General features: G+C 67.9%; 15 protein-coding genes. 10 read left to right on the top strand and 5 right to left on the bottom strand.

Translation table 11 applies throughout. The features are described 5' to 3' along the window. The first annotated feature begins 69 nt into the window (after nucleotides 1-69). The 6 genes from I1A62_RS25360 (at nucleotide 70) to I1A62_RS25335 (ending at nucleotide 6,657) form a co-directional block, all read left to right on the top strand. Complete coding sequence (locus I1A62_RS25360; RefSeq protein WP_219460796.1) at nucleotides 70-1,734, top strand: NAD(P)/FAD-dependent oxidoreductase; 1,665 nt, start codon at nucleotides 70-72, stop codon at nucleotides 1,732-1,734. Then, nucleotides 1,731-2,105 (top strand): hotdog domain-containing protein, encoded by a 375-nt coding sequence (locus tag I1A62_RS25355; protein WP_219460793.1) that lies wholly within the window; start codon nucleotides 1,731-1,733, stop codon nucleotides 2,103-2,105. Before I1A62_RS25360 ends, I1A62_RS25355 begins: the two co-directional genes overlap by 4 nt. Before the next feature lie 5 nt (nucleotides 2,106-2,110). Further along, a complete protein-coding gene (locus I1A62_RS25350) occupies nucleotides 2,111-3,409 on the top strand; it encodes an FAD-binding oxidoreductase (RefSeq protein ID WP_219460790.1) in 1,299 nt (432 codons plus the stop codon). 34 nt (nucleotides 3,410-3,443) lie between these two features. Further along, nucleotides 3,444-4,136, top strand: a complete 693-nt coding sequence (locus tag I1A62_RS25345; protein ID WP_219460787.1) for a transporter — start codon at nucleotides 3,444-3,446, stop codon at nucleotides 4,134-4,136. Nucleotides 4,137-4,194: 58 nt separating this feature from the next. Next, nucleotides 4,195-5,550, top strand: a complete 1,356-nt coding sequence (locus tag I1A62_RS25340; protein WP_219460785.1) for an NAD(P)/FAD-dependent oxidoreductase — start codon at nucleotides 4,195-4,197, stop codon at nucleotides 5,548-5,550. Nucleotides 5,551-5,853: 303 nt separating this feature from the next. Next, nucleotides 5,854-6,657 (top strand): SMP-30/gluconolactonase/LRE family protein, encoded by an 804-nt coding sequence (locus I1A62_RS25335; protein WP_124396002.1) that lies wholly within the window; start codon nucleotides 5,854-5,856, stop codon nucleotides 6,655-6,657. Here I1A62_RS25335 and I1A62_RS25330 read toward each other — a convergent pair. Continuing rightward, nucleotides 6,645-6,848, bottom strand: a complete 204-nt coding sequence (locus tag I1A62_RS25330; protein ID WP_124396003.1) for a hypothetical protein — start codon at nucleotides 6,846-6,848, stop codon at nucleotides 6,645-6,647. The two genes, I1A62_RS25335 and I1A62_RS25330, sit on opposite strands and share 13 nt — an antisense overlap. Before the next feature lie 79 nt (nucleotides 6,849-6,927). On the opposite strand from I1A62_RS25330, the gene I1A62_RS25325 reads away from it, so the two are divergent. Further along, nucleotides 6,928-7,563 (top strand): TetR/AcrR family transcriptional regulator C-terminal domain-containing protein, encoded by a 636-nt coding sequence (locus I1A62_RS25325; protein WP_124396004.1) that lies wholly within the window; start codon nucleotides 6,928-6,930, stop codon nucleotides 7,561-7,563. A 172-nt stretch (nucleotides 7,564-7,735) separates the two neighbouring features. Here I1A62_RS25325 and I1A62_RS25320 read toward each other — a convergent pair whose 3' ends face one another. Beyond that, nucleotides 7,736-9,328 carry an AMP-binding protein gene (locus tag I1A62_RS25320; RefSeq protein ID WP_219460782.1) on the bottom strand — a complete coding sequence of 531 codons (1,593 nt, stop codon included), beginning with the start codon at nucleotides 9,326-9,328 and terminating at the stop codon, nucleotides 7,736-7,738. Nucleotides 9,329-9,552: 224 nt separating this feature from the next. Between I1A62_RS25320 and I1A62_RS25315 the strand changes: the two genes are divergently transcribed. Then, nucleotides 9,553-10,782, top strand: coding sequence for a CdaR family transcriptional regulator (locus I1A62_RS25315; protein ID WP_124391573.1), 1,230 nt, complete (start codon nucleotides 9,553-9,555; stop codon nucleotides 10,780-10,782). 22 nt (nucleotides 10,783-10,804) lie between these two features. On the opposite strand, the gene I1A62_RS25310 is transcribed toward I1A62_RS25315, so the two are convergent. Continuing rightward, a complete protein-coding gene (locus tag I1A62_RS25310) occupies nucleotides 10,805-11,986 on the bottom strand; it encodes an acetyl-CoA C-acetyltransferase (RefSeq protein WP_124391572.1) in 1,182 nt (393 codons plus the stop codon). Between the two features lie 29 nt (nucleotides 11,987-12,015). Further along, on the bottom strand, nucleotides 12,016-13,158 hold the full coding sequence (locus tag I1A62_RS25305) for an acyl-CoA dehydrogenase family protein (protein WP_219460780.1): 1,143 nt from the start codon (nucleotides 13,156-13,158) through the stop codon (nucleotides 12,016-12,018). A 101-nt stretch (nucleotides 13,159-13,259) separates the two neighbouring features. On the opposite strand from I1A62_RS25305, the gene I1A62_RS25300 reads away from it, so the two are divergent. After that, a complete protein-coding gene (locus I1A62_RS25300) occupies nucleotides 13,260-13,844 on the top strand; it encodes a TetR/AcrR family transcriptional regulator (RefSeq protein WP_219460774.1) in 585 nt (194 codons plus the stop codon). Nucleotides 13,845-13,850: 6 nt separating this feature from the next. Here I1A62_RS25300 and I1A62_RS25295 read toward each other — a convergent pair whose 3' ends face one another. After that, entirely contained in the window at nucleotides 13,851-15,719 is a 1,869-nt protein-coding gene (locus I1A62_RS25295) for a GAF domain-containing protein (RefSeq protein WP_219460771.1), read from the bottom strand. Between the two features lie 105 nt (nucleotides 15,720-15,824). Between I1A62_RS25295 and I1A62_RS25290 the strand changes: the two genes are divergently transcribed. Beyond that, nucleotides 15,825-17,192, top strand: coding sequence for an FAD-binding oxidoreductase (locus I1A62_RS25290; RefSeq protein WP_219460768.1), 1,368 nt, complete (start codon nucleotides 15,825-15,827; stop codon nucleotides 17,190-17,192). Nucleotides 17,193-17,325 lie beyond the last annotated feature (133 nt).

The following is a 17,325-nucleotide window of genomic DNA, read 5'->3' as shown; positions in this document are numbered from 1 at the left end:
CGGTGCCACTGGTCTACTCAACTAAGTCGATTGATCGAGTCGTTTGATCATAACAACGAAAGCGACAGCATGAACTCCACCTCCACCTCAGCCAGCGAGATCGTCGATGTCATCGGCGTCGGTGCCGGCTTCTCTGGCCTCTACCTCTCGCACCGGCTCACGAACGCCGGGTGGACCTTCGCGGGCTTCGAGGCCGGACCCAGCGTCGGCGGCACCTGGTTCTGGAACACCTATCCGGGCGCCCGCTGCGACGTCGAGAGCATCTACTACTCCTACTCGTTCGACGAGACGCTCCAGCAGGAATGGACGTGGAGCCAGCGATTCGCGCCGCAGACCGAAATCCTCAGCTACATCGAACACGTCGCCGACCGCTTCGACCTGCGCAAGCACTTCACCTTCGACACCCGCGTGGTCGGCGCGACGTGGAACGCGGACGACCGGCTGTGGGAGGTGCGGCTGGACAACGGCGAGACGCGCCGTAGCCGCTACCTGATCTCGGGCGCGGGTGGCCTGTCCACCCCCAAGGACTTCGACGTGCCGGGCCTCGGGAACTTCACCGGACTTCAGGTGTCCACCAGCCGGTGGAACATCTCGCTCGACGACCTCGCAGGCAAGCGCGTCGCCGTGATCGGCACCGGATCTTCGGGCGTGCAGGCCATCCCGCTGATCGCGGAGGTCGCGGAACACGTCACGGTGTTCCAGCGCACCCCGAACTACGTGATGCCTGCCCGCAACGCCGAACTCCCTGCGGAGCAGGTCGCCGCCGTCAAGGACGACTACCCGGCGATCCGGGAGGAGTGCCGGCACTCACCCGGCGGCATCCCCGACCGCCCCGTCACCGACAACGCCTTCGACGTGTCGGACGAGGAGCGTCAGCGGCGCTACGAGGCGGCATACGAGCGCAGTGGCTTCCAGGGCGTCGGCGCCGAGTTCGCCGACCTCCTCACCGACGCCGAGGCGAACCGGACCGCGTCGAAATTCCTCCACGACAAGATCCGCGAGATCGTCGAGGATCCGGCGACCGCCGAGCTACTGGTGCCCAGGCACCACCCGCTGGGCGCCAAGCGCAGCGTCTTCGGTACCGACTACTACGAGACCTACAACCGGCCGAACGTGTCGCTGGTGTCGCTGCGCGACGAGCCGCTCGAGACGATGACCGCGAACGCGATCGTCACCTCGGAGGGCACGTATGAGGTGGACGCCGTCGTGCTCGCCATCGGGTTCGACGCCTTCACCGGCCCGCTGTACGGGCTCGGTCTCACCGGTGCGTCCGGCAGGAAGCTGCAGGAGGCCTGGCGCGACGGTGTCCGGACCTACCTCGGGATGATGACGACGGACTTCCCCAACTTCTTCATGGTCGGAGGCCCTCAGAGCCCCGCGCTCGCCAGCAACGTGGTGATGACCATCGAGCAGGCCGTCGACTGGATCGCCGACCTCATCGAGCACGCCCGCGACTCCGGAGCGACGCTCGTCGAGACCACCGTCGAGGGCCAGAACGACTGGGTCGACATCACCGAGGAGACCGTCGCCCAGACGCTGTACGCCACCACCGACTCCTGGTACCGCGGCTCCAACGTCGAAGGCAAACCCAACACGTTCATGGGCTACGTCGGCGGTGTCGGCAAGTACCGCCGGATGTGCACCGAGATCGCCAAGCGCGGCTACCCCGGCGTCGAGATCGACGGCGAAACAGAGTCCCGCCACCTCGGCGCCATCCACCGGGAGATCTCATGACCACGACAGTCCATCGGCGCTATGTCGCCTTCTCCGACGCGCACTACGCGGGCAATCTGGTCGACGGCGCCTACGCCCTGAAACTTTTCGGAGACGTCGGCACGAACCTGTCGATCGAGCTGGACGGCCACGAGGGCCTGTTCGCCGGCTACTCGTCCGTCGAGTTCCTCGCGCCGGTCCGCGGCGGCGACGTCGTCGAGGCCGAGGCCCGGCTGGTGAAAAGGGGAAATCGCAGCCGCACAGTCGAGTTCGAACTCCGCGTGATCTGCCGCGTCTGTGGCGACACGGGCCGATCGCAGGTCCTGAAGCAACCGTTGGTCGCGGTGCGCGCTCGCGGCACCGGGGTCATTCCTGCAGAAGAGACGGAGTAGTCGCCATGGAGCTGATCCACGACACCGGTTGGGCCGCAACGCCCGCCACCGCCGAACAACCCCTGACCGGTGACATCGACTGCGACGTGGTCGTGATCGGCGGCGGTGGGGGCGGCATGTCGGCCGCACTCCGCCTCGCCGAGAAGGGGGTCGACGTGGTGCTCCTCGAGGCGAAGGCCCTCGGCTGGGGCGCCAGCTCCCGCAACGCCGGATACGTCACGAATTCGATTGCCGCCGATCCGGAGTTGCTGGGCTTTCTGCTGAAGAGCGAGCGGCTGCGCGATCTCTACCGGTACGCCGAGAACGCGGTGCACTTCGCCGAGGACGCCATCGCCCACCACGGGATCGACTGCGGTTATCGGTCGGAGGGCATCGTGATGGCCGCCGTGTCGAAGGGGCAGCTCCGGCATGCGCGCCGCAACGCGAAGGTCATGGCCGAGGCCGGATCGTCGGCCGAATTCGTCGAGGGCCGGGAGGCGGGCCTTCCGGACGGCTTCCTCGGCGGAATGCGCGAGGGCGTCGGTGGCACCCTCAACCCGGGTGAGTTCGTCCTCGGCCTGCGGGCCGCGACAATCGCGTCCGGCGTGCGCGTCTACGAGCACACCCCCGCCCGTGACGTCACGGACACCGGCGGCGGGGTCACCGTCGACACTCCGGACGGAAGGGTTCGGGCGCGCAAGGCGCTGCTGACCACCAACGCCTACAGCGCAGGCCTTTCCAGCGCGCCGAAGAACCTCGCCACCCCGGTGTGGACGTCGCTGGTCGAGACCGAACCCGTTGCGCCCGAGCGACTCGACGAGATCGGCTGGACCAGCCGTGCCCCGATGGTCACGCTGCACATGATCATCGAGAGCTACCGTGTGACCCCACGGGGCACGATTGTGTTCGGCACCCGCCGCGTGCAGACCGGGCGGAATCCGCTGCCGGACCGCACCCCTGCCCGGAACGTCGCCGACGACCTCGTCCGTGGATTCCGCGACCGCTTCCCCGGCCTGCGCGACATCGAGCCGCAGAAGGCCTGGGGCGGCTGGATCGGCATGAGCTCCACCTGGCTCCCCGTCGCCGGCGAGGCCTCCGACAACGTGCTCTACTCGCTCGCCTGCAACGGCCACGGCTTCGCCCAGGCGCAGTACGTGGGCCACCTGCTCGCGGACCGCATCTGCGACGCGCCCCTACACGACGACCTGGCCGCGATCTGGCACGGCCGGAAGCGCTTCTGGCCCAGCTTCGTCAGCGGTCCCGTGCTGCATGCGGCCTGGCTCGCCGACCGTGCCTCGGACCGCCTGGCAGCCCTCACGAAATAACCATCGGCGTAAGCCACCCTCCAAGGAGAAAAACATGTCCATCCGAGAACTACTCTTCGCGGTAGCGGACATCTGGATGATCGCCGTCGGATTCACATACGGGATCAAGTTCATCCGGACCTACAAGAACTACCTGCTCGGCATCGAGTGGATGATCGTCGCGACGTCGGGTTCGAACTTCCTGGTCTACGGCCTCATCAAGGCCGGTCACGGCAGTCCGATGTACGCCTTCGCCTACTTCCTGGATGCCTTCTCCCGGTCCGTCGGCATCACGCTGATCCTGGTTCTCGGACTGATGAAGGTCACCCACCGGTACAAGCCTTCCGCTGCGGTGGACGTCGGCGCGTTCGCCCTCGCGGCCGTGGTGGGCTTCGTCCTCAGCCAGTTCGCCGAGGAGATCGGCGTTCCCGGCAAGATCTTCTACATCGTGGTCAACGTGCTCACCACGATCTTCCTGATCTACTTCGTCACGCACCTGTGGGGTATCGGCGAGCGCGGGCACGCTGTGTGGGTCGCCGTCGCCAGCGCCTGCGGATTCGTCATCGCCTCGACCTACGACTTCGTCCACATCCCGGGCGACGACGCGGAGCACACGATCTTCTACATCTTCGCGCTGTCCACGTGGGGCCTGCAGATGTTCGCGTACTTCCGCGCCTACCGAGCGTTCGACGCTCACAACAAGCGCGTCGATGCCCAGGCGGTCACCGGCGCTTCGGTCACGGCGTGAGTCGCGTCGTGACCACCGCAGCACCGAAGCTCATCGCTTTCCAGAGTCAGGAACCGAAATGACAACGCACGTCCAGGAAGAGACGACCGAGGTAGTCGTCGTCGGCGCCGGAATGGCGGGTTTGACGGCGGCGACCACGCTGTCGCCGGAGACCGACGTAGTCGTGCTCGAATCCACCGATCGTGTCGGCGGACGAGTCGAGACCGTCCGGCGGGGCGACTACTGGGTCAACGTCGGCACTCAGTTCACCGAGGGCACAGGCACACTCATCGATGCTCTCGACCGGCACGGCATCGAGATGGGCTCGCTCGCAGGCAAAAGCGTCTCGCTGTACCTGAACGGCGGGGTGGTCGACACTTCGAATCCCGTCGCGCTCATGTTCCGCACGCGGATGACCATGATGGACCGAATCGGCATGGCCATCGTCGGTGCACGCATCCTCGCCGTCATGCCGTTCCTGGAGTCGCAGAGCCGTATCGCACAACGGGTGCGCGCAAACCTCGACACCAAGCTGGGGTCGTACCTGCTGAAGGGCGTGCGGTCGAAGCTGGCCGCCGACGTCGTCCGGTCGTGGTCGGCGCAGTGGATGGGATGCGAGGTGGAGGAGACGGCCGCCACCCAGTTCGTCACCTCGGTCGGCCTCGCGTTGGCCGACCCGGAGAAGATCCCGAACTTCTCGCTGCCGGTGGGTGGCAACCAGACGTTGACCGACGTGCTGGCGGAGGATCTCGGTGACCGGATCCGGCTGAACTCGGCGGTGCAATCGGTGCGGCAGGACGGCGACGGCGTCGTCGTCGACTACCTCGACGGTGACCGGCCGGTGCGGCTGCGGGCGAAGCGCGCGATCGTGACCGCACCCGCCGATATAGCCGAGCGGATCATCCCGGACCTCCCACAGCAGCACCGGAACGCTTTCAATGACATCACCTACGGCCGGTACGTGATCGTCGGATTCTTCACGGACGAAGTCGGGCCGCAGCGCTGGGACGACTTCTTCGGTGTCTCGACCCCGCAACTGTCGTTCCAGGCGATGTTCAACCACGCCGCGGCGATGCGGAACGGCGACGATCGCAAGCCCGGCGGCGCACTGGCCTGTTTCGCCGGCGGCGCTCAGGCCGACGCGTTGTTCGATCTGTCCGACGAGGAGATCGTGTCGCGATTCGAGAAGGACCTGCTCGCAGTGTTTCCCGAGCTGGACGGCAAGCTGGGCGAGGGCATCGTGCGGAAGCACCGTCGAGTCGTGCCCTTCTGGGCGCCCGGGCGGAGGAACTCTCTTCCGACGTTGCGTGATCCGCTCGGAACCATCCACCTCGCCGGCGACTACCAGCTCGACATGCCGTCGCTCGCCGACGCAGCCACATCGGGCGAGCGCGCGGCGCAGGCCGTACTGGCGAGCCTGAGCCAGCAGCGGTAGACATGCGCGGCATCGCCGGGGAGAGGTCGGACCCGCAATCGGGCCCGGGCGCGTACATGGCGGTGGGTCCCGCCCGACGATCCGGCTCCGCGCCACGATTCCCACCTCCCCGTCACGCCTGCAACCGCGGAGCCACCGCCGTCCCGAGCGCCATTCGGCCACACGATGTCCGGGTAGGGAGTCCTCCGGTGTCCATCGGTGCATCGTCGACGGCAGCCGGGGCGCAGTGACGACCGTGGATGGTCGGCCCGGACTTCAGCGAAACGGTGACTCGTCGGGGCGGTCGAGGACTATATGTGGGTTGTGGACGTCTTGTTCGAAGGGGAGGGCTTACTGGAGGCCCCGCGTCCGATGCCGGACGGTTCGGTGGTGTTCGCGAACACCACCGAAGGTGGGGTGCATCGATGGTCTCCGGCGGGCGTCACCACTGTGGTGGCGCGTAGGCGGGGGATCGGCGGAATCGCGGCGCATGTCGACGGTGGGTTGCTGGTAGGTGGGCGCGACCTTGTGCACGCCGGCGACGCGGGCCTGACCACCGTGCTCGACGTCGACGGGGCGACCGGGGTGAACGACATGACCGTCACCGCCGACGGATCCGTGTTGGTGGGGGTTCTGCGGCACCGTCCCGGTGCGGGAGAGACCGCGCCGCCGTCGGAGTTGCTGCGGATTTCACCGGCAGGGTCGGTGCGTGTCGTGCTCGAGGATCTGTTGTGGCCGAACGGGATCGGTGTGTCACCGGACGGCACGACCGTGTACGTTGCGGAGTTCGCTGCCGCGCGTGTCCGGGTACTCGGCCCGGACGGAGGATCGGTATTTGCGCGGGCACCCCGCGGGGAATGTGACGGGCTCGCGGTCGACGTCGAGGGCTGCGTCTGGGTGGCACTGGGCAGTGGCGGCGGCATCGCGCGCTTCACCGCCGACGGTGGCCTCGACGAGTTGATCGACGTGCCTGGCCGTTTCGTGTCCTCACTCGCGTTCTCCGGGACCGCGATATACGTCACGACGGTGGGCGCTCTGTTGCGTCTGGACGTCGGGGTGGAAGGGCTCGCTGTCGGGGAGGCGAGGATTCCGGTGGCCCGACATCACGTCACCGGTCATGCGCGGTGAGGCTCCTGGTCCGCGTCCTTCACGACGCGGTCGCCGACGGCGAGTTCGTTCCACAGCGTCCGGTTGACCCTGACTTTCGCGGTCCGGTCGTCGTCGGTGCGGACGGTGACCCTTCGGTAGAGGTTGGAGCCGTCCAGCAGACCGCGTGACTTCTTCACGACGGTGCCGCTCCAGATGTCTTCTCGTTTCATGCTGTTCCCTTCGCTCGGTGGAACCTACTTCCAAGGTTATCGTTGATAATCTTGCTGTTCAAGGTATACGTTGAGGCCCATGCCGTACCCGCGACGCACGGACCGGGATTCGATCGTGTCGGCTGCGATCGAGTTGATGCAGGAGCGCGGACTCGACAGCGTGTCACTGCGAGCGATTTCGACTCGCCTCGGCGTTCGTCAGCCTGGCCTCTACCACTACTTCGGCGGCAAAGCCGAGTTGCTCGACGCCGTTGCGGAGGAGATCCTGTGCCGTTGGCACACCGACCGTCTTCCCGCCGACGGTGAGTGCTGGGACGAATTCGTCGCCCGGAACGCGCGGAGCCTGCGCCGTGCCATGCTCGGCGTTCGCGACGGCGCCCGACTGATCGCGTCGACAGGGTCGCGAAGTCCGAGCCTCGACAACGCGATCGAACAGATAACCCTTCTGGAGGATGCGGGCTTCAGTGGTACGGACGCCGCGCTGGCTCTGATTGCCGTGTCGCGGTACACCATCGGTTCGGCGATCGAACAGCAGACGGCGCGCGACGGGGGTGAGATCGTCATCGCCACCGATCGGACCGACTCGGCGGCGTCTCACCTCATCGACATCGCACGGCAAGTCGTCGCACTGGGTCAAGACCACGAGTTCGAGACCGGCCTCGCGGCCCTCCTGCGTGGACTCGACCCACGTGCTCGGTTTGCCCCGGAAGAATAAAACAAACCATTCGGCCTGTTTTCTGGTACCGTCTACGCCGTCATGGTGGTCACATGACGCCGCGGACGTCTCAGGCACACGAGTCGATCACGCGAGGGGTGGGGTGCAGGTGCTGCCCGAGCTGCTGGTTGGGCGGCACCTGCACTCAACGTCGTTGGCTACAGATGACCGTCTACTTTCCCGCCGTTTCCCGCGTGCGGAGGTCCTTGCGGAGGATTTTGCCTGCGGCGGACTTGGGGACGAGGTCGATGAACTCGACCCTGCGGACCTTCTTGTGCGGGGAGACCCGGTCGGCGACGAACGCGATCACCGCGGCCTCATCCAGGTCGGCGCCGGGCTGGGCGACGACGAACGCCTTCGGCACCTCCTCGCCCTCGTCGTCGAGGACACCGATGACGGCGGCGTCGGCGATCTGCGGGTGCGTGAGCAGCAGCGCCTCCAGTTCGGCGGGCGGCACCTGATACCCCTTGTACTTGATGAGTTCCTTCATGCGGTCCACGATCGTGACGACCCCGTCGGCGTCGACGGTCGCGATGTCCCCGGTGTGCAGGAACCCGTCCGCGTCCAGGGTTTCCGCGGTCGCCGCCTCGTTGCCCAGGTACCCGGCCATGATGTTCGGGCCCGCGCACCACAACTCGCCCGGGGCGCTGACGCCCTCGGTGGGGTAGTCGACCTCCTGCCCGGTGGCGGGGTCGACGAGTTTGCATTCCATGTTCGCGATCGTCGGGCCGACCGAGTCGAGGGCGATGTCGTCGCGGTCGAACGGGATCGCGTGCGAGACCGGGCTCATCTCCGACATCCCGTACCCCTGCCGGACCCGGCAGCCGAGCCGGGTCGCGACGGCCCTGCCCAGTTCCTGATCGAGCGGGGCGGCGCCGGAGAAGACCGAATGCACCGAGGACAGGTCGTAGTCGTCGACCAGCGGGTGCTTGGCCAGTGCGACCGCGACCGGCGGGGCGATGAACACGTACGTGCATTTCTGTCCGGAGACGATGCGCAGGAATTCGACGAGGTCGAACTTCGGCATCGTCACCAGCGCGGCCCGGTTGTAGAGGGCGGCGTTGAGCAGCACCGTCATCCCGTAGATGTGGAAGAACGGCAGCACGGCGAGGAGTGTGTCGTCGGCGCCGATGCCCATCCGCGGGTTGATCTGGCAGACGTTGGCGACGAGGTTGCGGTGGGTGAGCATCACGCCCTTGGGGCGGCCGGTGGTCCCCGACGAATACGGGAGCACCGCGAGGTGGGTGGCCGGGTCGAACGACACCGCCGGGGCGGGGTGGGCCTCGGTGAGCAGATCGGTCAGGGACGGGTGGCCGTCGGCGCCGTCGAGGACGATGACGTTCTCGTCGGGGATCCCGACCGTGACGGCGGCCGCCGTGGCCTGCGGCAGCAGGGGGGAGACGGTGAACAGGAATTTCGCGTGCGAGTCGGTGAGCTGTTTGGCGATGTCCTCGGCGGTGTAGAGGGCGTTGATGGTGGTGGCGACGCCGCCGGCGCGCAGGATGCCGTGGAACACCGCGGCGAAGGCGGGCACGTTCGGGGAGTGCAGGGCCACCACCTCACCGACCGCGAGACCGCGGGCCGCCAGCGCCCCGGCGACCCCGCCGATCTGCGCCACCAGGGTTTGGTAGGTGGTGACCGCACCGGAGGCGCCGTCGATCAGCGCGGGACGCTCCCCGTCCGCCGGGTCGAGGTGACCGAACAGGAAATCGTAGACACTGAGGTTCGGGATCTCGACGTCCGGAAACGGGCTCTTGAAGCTCACGTGGGTCACTCCCTCGAAGATTGCGGCGGGCTCCCACGCGCGAATGGCGGCGAGCCTCGTGGGTCGTCCGGGCAACCATAGGCCGTGACAGCCGTCACTTCATCGTGGTGCGACACCGAAGATGTTTGTGGTCGGCCCACAGTCCTCTGGTGGGAATGTGTCGAAGGTCCGAATTCGGGCTGTAGCCTGGTCACAGCGTGTGGACAGCATCGGAGGTCGTGGGGATGACCACAGCACACGGCGCGAGGCGGCCGTTCGACGACGCGGCGATCGATCTCGCGAAGTGGGTGCACGACCGCCATCCGGAGATCGCGCGAGCCGCCACCGACGCGATCTGGGCGGAGCTGCCGTCCTACCGCGCCACCGGACTGTACGACGATGTGGTTGCCCACGTCATCGGCGTCTTCGGGGTGTTCACGACCAGCGTCATAGAACAACGGAATCCGCGCCTCGACGATTTCGCGTTCACCTCCGGGCATGCCTCGGAGCGCGTCGCGCACGGCATCTCCCTGATCGACTTCCTTCACGCGTTTCGCATCGGGCAGATCGTCCTCTGGTCGTATGTTCTCGAATTCGTCCGATCGACGGAGGGGCAGCAGGAAACGGCACTGAGCCTGGTCGAGCACCTCATGCGCACGATCGAGGCGGGCTGTTCCGCCGCCGCGACCACCTACCTGCAGGCGCAGCAATATCTGGTGGCCGACCAGGAGCGCATCGCCCTCGACTGTCTCGAGGATCTGCTCGCGGGGAACGTGCCCGCCGTACCGGTCCGGCTGGAGGCGATGCGCCGGGCCGGTCTCGAGGACGGCGCCGGGTTCGTCGTCCTCGTCTGCCGGGCGGGTTCGGAGGCGAACGGCGCGGATCCGATCCTGGACGCACGCAGGGTGCTCTCCCGGCATCTGTCGGGGATGGTGGTGCCGTGGCGGCAGGAACTCGTCGGACTCGTCCCGGTCGAACGATTCAGCCCCGGCGCCCTGTCGCAGAAAGTCGCTCGTGCAGTTGCAGACCTCGGGACGACCCGGACCGCGGCGTCGATCGGTATCAGCTCGGCGCACCGCGGGTTCGACCAGACGGCCGAAGCATTGCTGGAGGCCCAGGTCGCCTGCGACCACCTGGCAGGCCGGCGCGAGGTCCAGATCTTCGACGATCTCTCGCCGCTGGACTATCTGGTGCGGCGCGCGGACCCGACCGCGCGCCGACTCGTCGAGCCCCAGTTGCGCGCCTTCATCGCCGAAGACCTGTCGGCCGGCGCGATCTACATCGAGACGCTGACGGCGTATGTCGCCCACGACATGAACGCGAAGGAGGCCGCCTCCGCCCTACAGATTCACGTGAACACGATGTACTACCGGCTGGGTCGGATCGCCGAGCGCACCGGCAAGGACCTGCGTCGGGTGGAAGACGTCGTCAATCTCCTCCTCGCGGTCCGGATCGCGTCGACGGAGCCGCGCTGAGCGGTGCGGCCGCGATGCGAGATCAGGGGACGCGCAGGATCAGGGCGTCGCCCTGTCCGCCTCCGCCGCACAGGGCGACGGCGCCGGTGCCGCCGCCGCGGCGCTGCAACTCGAGGGCGAGGTGCAGGGTGATGCGGGCGCCGGACATTCCGATCGGGTGACCGAGTGCGATGGCTCCGCCGTTGACGTTGACTGTTTCGGGGTCGACGCCGAGTTCGCGGGTGGACGCGATCCCGACCGCGGCGAACGCCTCGTTGATCTCGATCAGATCCAACGTGGTCGGTGAGATACCAGCTGCCTCACAGGCTTTCGCGATCGCTCCGGACGGCTGGAACTGCAGTCCCGAATCCGGCCCGGCGACCATCCCGTGCTCGCCGATCTCGGCCAGCCACGTCAGGCCTTCCGCCTCGGCGCGCTCCTTGCTCATCACCACCACGGCGCAGGCGCCGTCGTTGATGGTCGACGCGTTGCCCGCGGTCACCGTGCCGTCGGCTCGGAATGCGCCCCGCAGCCGCGCCAGGGTTTCGGCGGTGGTGTCCGGCCGGATGCCTTCGTCGCGGCGCAGCCAGGTGTTCTCACCCTTGCGTGCGGGGATCTCGACGGGGACGACCTCGTCGTCGAAGACTCCGCTGTCCCACGCCTTGGCGGCGAGCTGGTGTGAGCGGGCGGCGAACGCGTCCTGGTCTTCGCGGGCGATGACGTCCCTGTCGTTGCCTGCCTCGGTGAGCAGTCCCATCGGCTGGTCGGTGAATGCGTCGTGCAATCCGTCGAGGGCCATGTGGTCGACGAGGGTGACGTCGCCGTACTTGAAACCGCCGCGCGAACCGGGCAGCAGGTGGGGTGCCTGGCTCATCGACTCCATGCCGCCGGCGACGATCACGTCGAACGCGCCGGACCGGATGAACTGGTCCGCGAGGATGATCGATTCGACCCCCGACAGGCACACCTTGTTGATGTTGAGCGACGGCGTGCTCATCGGGATACCGGCCTTCGCGGCCGCCTGACGGGCGGGCATCTGCCCGGCGCCGGCGGTGAGGACCTGGCCCATGATGACGTACTGCACCTGGTCCGGGGCGACACCGGCCTTGCCGAGCGCCGCCTCGATGGCGATGGCGCCGAGGTCGGCACCGGAGAATCCGGCGAGTGAGCCCTGCAGCCGGCCGATCGGGGTGCGGGCGCCGGCGACGATCACGGAGGTGGTCATGTGCGGAAGGCCTTTCGGGGGTGGGTTCGTCAGTTCGCGGCGAGGGTGCGGCTGATGACGAGTCGCTGAATCTGGTTGGTGCCCTCGAAGATCTGGGTGATCTTCGCTTCGCGCATGTACCGCTCGACGCGGAAGTCGCGGGTGTAGCCGTAGCCGCCGAGAACCTGCACGGCATCGGTGGTGACCTTCATGGCGGCGTCGGTGGCGACGAGCTTGGCGACGGACGCGTTGCGGGAGTAGGGCAGGCCGGCGTCGCGGCGGCGGGCGGCGTCGATGTACGTGGCGCGCGCGGAGTCGACGGCGGCGGCCATGTCGGCGAGCAGGAACCCGAGGCCCTGGTGGTCGATGATCTTCTTGCCGAACGCGGTCCGTTCCTGGGCGTAGGCCACGGCCTCGTCGAGGGCCGCCTGCGCGAGTCCGACGGCGACGGCGGCGATGCCCAGCCGGCCGGAATCCAGTGCGCTGAATGCGATCTGCAGCCCCTGACCCTCCGCGCCGATGCGCCGCTCCACGGGCACGAAGGCGTCGTCGTAGTGCGCGGACGTGGTCGGCACGGCGTGCAGGCCCATCTTCTCCTCGGGCTTGCCGAACGTCAGTCCCTCGGTGTCCTTCGGGACGAGGAAGCACGAGATGCCCTTCGAGCCCTCACCGGTGCGGGCGAAGAGGTTGTAGAAATCGGCGATGCCGCCGTGCGTGATCCAGGCCTTCGCACCGTTGACGACGTACCCGCCGTCGGTCGCGGCGGCCTTGCAGGCCAGTGCGGCGGCGTCGGATCCGGCCTGCGGCTCGGACAGGCTGTAGGCGCCGACGGTGTTGCCGCCGAGCATGTCCGGGAGCCACTGCTGCTTCTGCTCGTCGGTGCCGAACGCCATGAGCGGGTGGCAGGCGAGGCTGTGGACGCTGACCGCCACCGCGACTGCGGCCCAGCGGGCGGCGATCTCCTCGAGCACCTGCAGGTACACCTCGTACGGCTGCGCGCCGCCGCCCCACTCCTCGGGGTACGGCAGGCTCAGCAGTCCGGCCTCGCCGAGGGTGGCGAACACGCCTTCGGGGTAGGTCTCCGACTTCTCGTGCTCGTCGACGATCGGCGTCAGGACCTTGTCGGCGACGTCGCGCGTGAGCTGGATCAGGTCACGGGCTTCGTCAGTAGGCAGCAAACGATCGACGGCCACGGTGTCTCCTCGAGAAGGCTACGGAAAGCAGTACTGGATTACGGACCAGAGTACTGATTGCGAAATAGTACTGCAAGGCACCTCCCAGTACTATTTCTGTCATGGAGCAGCCCACCCGACCCGGTTTCGCCACCCGACGGCGCACCCAGCTCTTCGACGCCCTCGTCGACCTGTTCCTGGTCGAGGGGTTCGCACACCTGACCCTCGACGAGATCGCGAACCGGCTGCGCTGCTCGAAGTCGACGCTGTACACCCTCGCCGGCAGCAAGGAGCAGCTCGTCCGGGCCGCCACGGTGCACTTCTTCCGCCGCGCCACCGAGGACGTCGAGTCGTGCATCGAGCCGATCGGCGGGGCCCGCGAGCGGATCACCGCGTACCTGTCGGCCGTCGGCAACGCCCTCGCGGCCGCGTCCGACCAGTTCATGGCCGACCTCGACGCCTTCCCCCCGGCGCGGGAGGTCTACGAACGGAACACGCAGTTCGCGGCCGGTCGGGTCCAGGAGTTGATCACCGAGGGCGTCGCCGCCGGCGACTTCCGCGACGTGCACGCCGCGTTCGCCGCCGACCTCGCCGCCACCATGATGGTCCGCATCCAGCAACGCGGGGTCCGTGACAGCACCGGCCTCGACGACGCGCACGCCTACGCCGAACTCGCCGCCATCCTCACGGGCGGCATCAGCGCCTGAGCCGGGTCACCGAGTTCGCGCGCCGAGTAGGTCCGCCGTTCTCCGCAACCGCATGAGCACCTGCAGGTCGAGTGCCTTGTCGGGGTCGCGCCAGTCCGTTCCGAGGAGACGATCGATCGCGTCGAGGCGTTGGTACAGGGTGTTGACGTGGACGCCGAGACTCGACGCGGTCGCCGAGTGGTGGCGGCCGTGTGCCAGATACTCCGACAGCGTTTCCAGCAGCGGCACCCCGCGCGTGGACTGCTCCGCCATCAACGGGCCCAGCTGGGCCTCGGTCAGTTCGTCGAGGTGCTCACGCGCCAGGTGGCTCAGCAGGATCCGGTAGATGCCCAGACCGCGCGCGGAGGAGACCTCACCCGAGCGTCCGAGCGTGTCGAGCACGTCGACGGTCTGCTGCGCTTCGACGTACGCGCGCGCGAGCGCCTTCGCACCGCGCGCGGGTTCCGCGATACCGATCGTCGCGTCGAGTCGCGCGGAGGCGAACACCGCCTGCACGGACGCGGAGTCCTTGGCGGGGACGACGGCCAGTGCGCGGGAGCCGTGTTCCGCCGCAACGGATCCAGCTGGGAGCGGCACGTTTTCGAGGGCGGCGCGGATGGACGTGTCCGGCCCGGCGGCGATCGCCACCGCGATGCAGTACGGGGTATCGGGAGTCAGACCGGCCAACCGCAGTTGCCTGCGTTCGTCCTGCTCGGCGGCGGGATGCGTCAGCAGGTCGACGAGAAACGCGTCCCGTGCGCGACGCGTCGCCTCACCGGCCGCACGTTCCCCCGCGAGCGACAGTGCGATCGCCGGTGCCGCGCGTTCGAGCAGCAGACGCGTGGTCGGCTGCTCCGCGCCCAGGGACAGCAGCGCGCCGAGCATCTCCCCGGCCGCCGCGACGCGTTGCGCCAGCACCCCGCGTCGTGCGACGTGGTCCTTCCCGCCTGCGCGCAATTCGCGGACCGCCGCCGTCACATCGTCGGCGTGCGGCATCAGTTCCGCCGGGAGGGCAGATTCGTCCAGCACGAAATATGCCGGTTGCCGGGAGAGTTGAGCGACCTCCTGCACCAGGCGCTGCACTCCCGCGCCGAGCAGCACCACCTGGGTCAGCGTCCGGTCCCATTGCAGAATCTGTTCGAGTTCGTTCGTGCGCTGCGACAATTCGGCGTTCACCGCTTCGAGCCGCGCGACGGTGTCGCGGTCGCGTTCCAGCGAGCGCACGTTCTCGATCGCGATCGCCGCATGCGCCGCCAGCGCCGACAACAGCGCGATCTCGGTTTCGGTGAACGCCCGCTCCTGACGCTTGCACGCGAACAACGCGCCGATGACGCGGTCGGCCACACGGAGAGGAACCCCGAGCAGGCCGCGCATGTTCTCCGACCGCGCCGCGCTGTCGGCTCCCGTGATGTGCCGGAAGGCCGGTTCGCTCTGGTAGTCGGGGGTCCACTCAGGTGCGGACCGGCGGACGATCAGGCCCACGAGTCCTTCGTCCAGTGCCAGCCGGATGCCGACGAGATTCGGGGTCAGTGCCCCGCTGGTGACCTCGATGACGAATTCCTCGTCGTAGACCGATCCCATGTAGGCGAGATCCACACCGAGCAGTTGCCGCGCCTGGTCGACCACCTCCTGCAGCAGCGCCCGGTCGTCGCGGACAGTGGTCAGCCGGACGGCGATGTCGTTGAGCGCCGCCAGTTCCCTGCTGCGCTGCCGGCGCTGGTCGAGTTGGGCGCGCAGTCGTAGCGCGGCGGTGGCCTCGCGTTCGACCGTCGCCCGGTCGGACGGGTCGGAGCCGTCGATCAGCGTGCGCCGGAGGGTCTCGAGTTCGTCGAGGGGTGCGTCGTCGAGCAGCAGCTCCATCCAGCCGCGATCGGCAGTGCTCACTGGTGTCTCCATCCATGGATTCCTGGATTCGATAGATGGAATCTACATTGGCCGAGATCCAGATCACAGCTACGTTTGAACCATCACCTTCTCGCCCGCAAAGGACTGGTTCTCGTCATGTTGATCGATGCACTGTTGGCAGCCCTTCCGGCGGATCGTGTCGTGCGCGACCCCGACGTCGTCGCCAGGTACCAGCACGACGAGGCGGAGTGGGCGCCGTACGCGGCGCCGCTCGCCGTCGTCCGGCCCCGAACGGCGCTCGAAGTCCAGGCCGTCGTGCGCGCCTGCCTCGAGCACGACACCGCCGTCGTCACGCGGGGCGCCGGCACCGGCCTGTCCGGCGGGGCGAACGCGACCGACGGCTGCGTCGTCCTCGCGCTCGAGGGCATGACCGCGATCAAGGAGATCGATCCCCTCGAGCGGTACGCCGTCGTCGAACCTGGCGTGGTGAACGATCATCTCCGGGCCGCGTGCGCCGAACACGGACTCTGGTATCCGCCGGACCCGGCCAGCGCGCCGTGGTCGACGATCGGAGGGAACGTCGCCACCAACGCGGGCGGACTGTGCTGCGTCAAGTACGGCGTCACCCGTGACTACGTGCTCGGCATGCAGATCGTCACCGGCACCGGTGAACTCGTGCGCCTCGGACGCAAGACCGCCAAGGGGGTGGCCGGCTACGACCTGGCGGGTCTGATGGTCGGATCCGAAGGAACGCTCGGCGTCATCACCGAAATCACGGTCAAGTTGCGCCCGCTGCAGGACCCGCAGCGCACGGTGGCCGGCTACTTCGACTCCATCGTCGACGCGGGCCGGGCCGTCAGCGCGGTGGCCGCGGCGGGGCTCACCCCGTCGGCGCTCGAGTTGGTGGACAAGCAGTGCCTCATCGCCGTCGACGCGTGGAAGAAGATGGGACTGTCGGTGGAGGCGAACGTCGTCCTCCTCGGCCGCATCGACACCGCGGGCGTCATCGGTGACCAGGAGGCGGAGAAGATGCTGTCGTGCTTCGACGAAGCCGGAGCCACGTGGTCTGCCGTGTCCACCGACCAGGAGGAGGCGGATGCGTTGTTCGCTGCACGCCGCCTGGCCTACCCGGCGATGGAGCGGCTCGGACCGGTCCTCACCGAAGACGTGTGCGTGCCGAAACGGGCTGTCCCCGAGATGCTTGCCCGCATCGAGCAGATCGGCATCGCCCACGAGACCACGATCGCCAACATCGCACACGCCGGCGACGGAAACCTGCACCCGCTGCTCATCACACCCCGCGACGACGAGCCCGCTCGCGCCCGCGCGCAGGCCGCCTTCGCGGAGATCATCGACGCCGCACTCGAACTCGGCGGCACCGTCACCGGCGAACACGGTGTCGGACTGCTGAAGATGGAAGGTCTTGCCCAGGAACTCGATCCGGTCGTGCTGGACATGCACCGATCGGTGAAGAACGCCCTCGACCCGCACGGAATCCTGAACCCAGGAAAGGTCTTCTCGTAGAGTGTCGATCCGACCAGGGTCAGATGGGGGTAGAGACGAGGATGTCGACGCGCCCGAGTCGGGCGATCAGTTCCGGGGCGGTTCTCGGGCGGCCAGCATGTGGGCGACGATCGGTTCGAGTCCCGGATCGGAC

This window comes from Rhodococcus sp. USK10, assembly GCF_019378875.1.
Lineage (GTDB): Bacteria > Actinomycetota > Actinomycetes > Mycobacteriales > Mycobacteriaceae > Rhodococcus_F > Rhodococcus_F pseudokoreensis.
The sequence above is the reverse complement of the archived record's forward strand: the minus strand, read 5'-3'. Positions and strand labels throughout refer to the sequence as shown.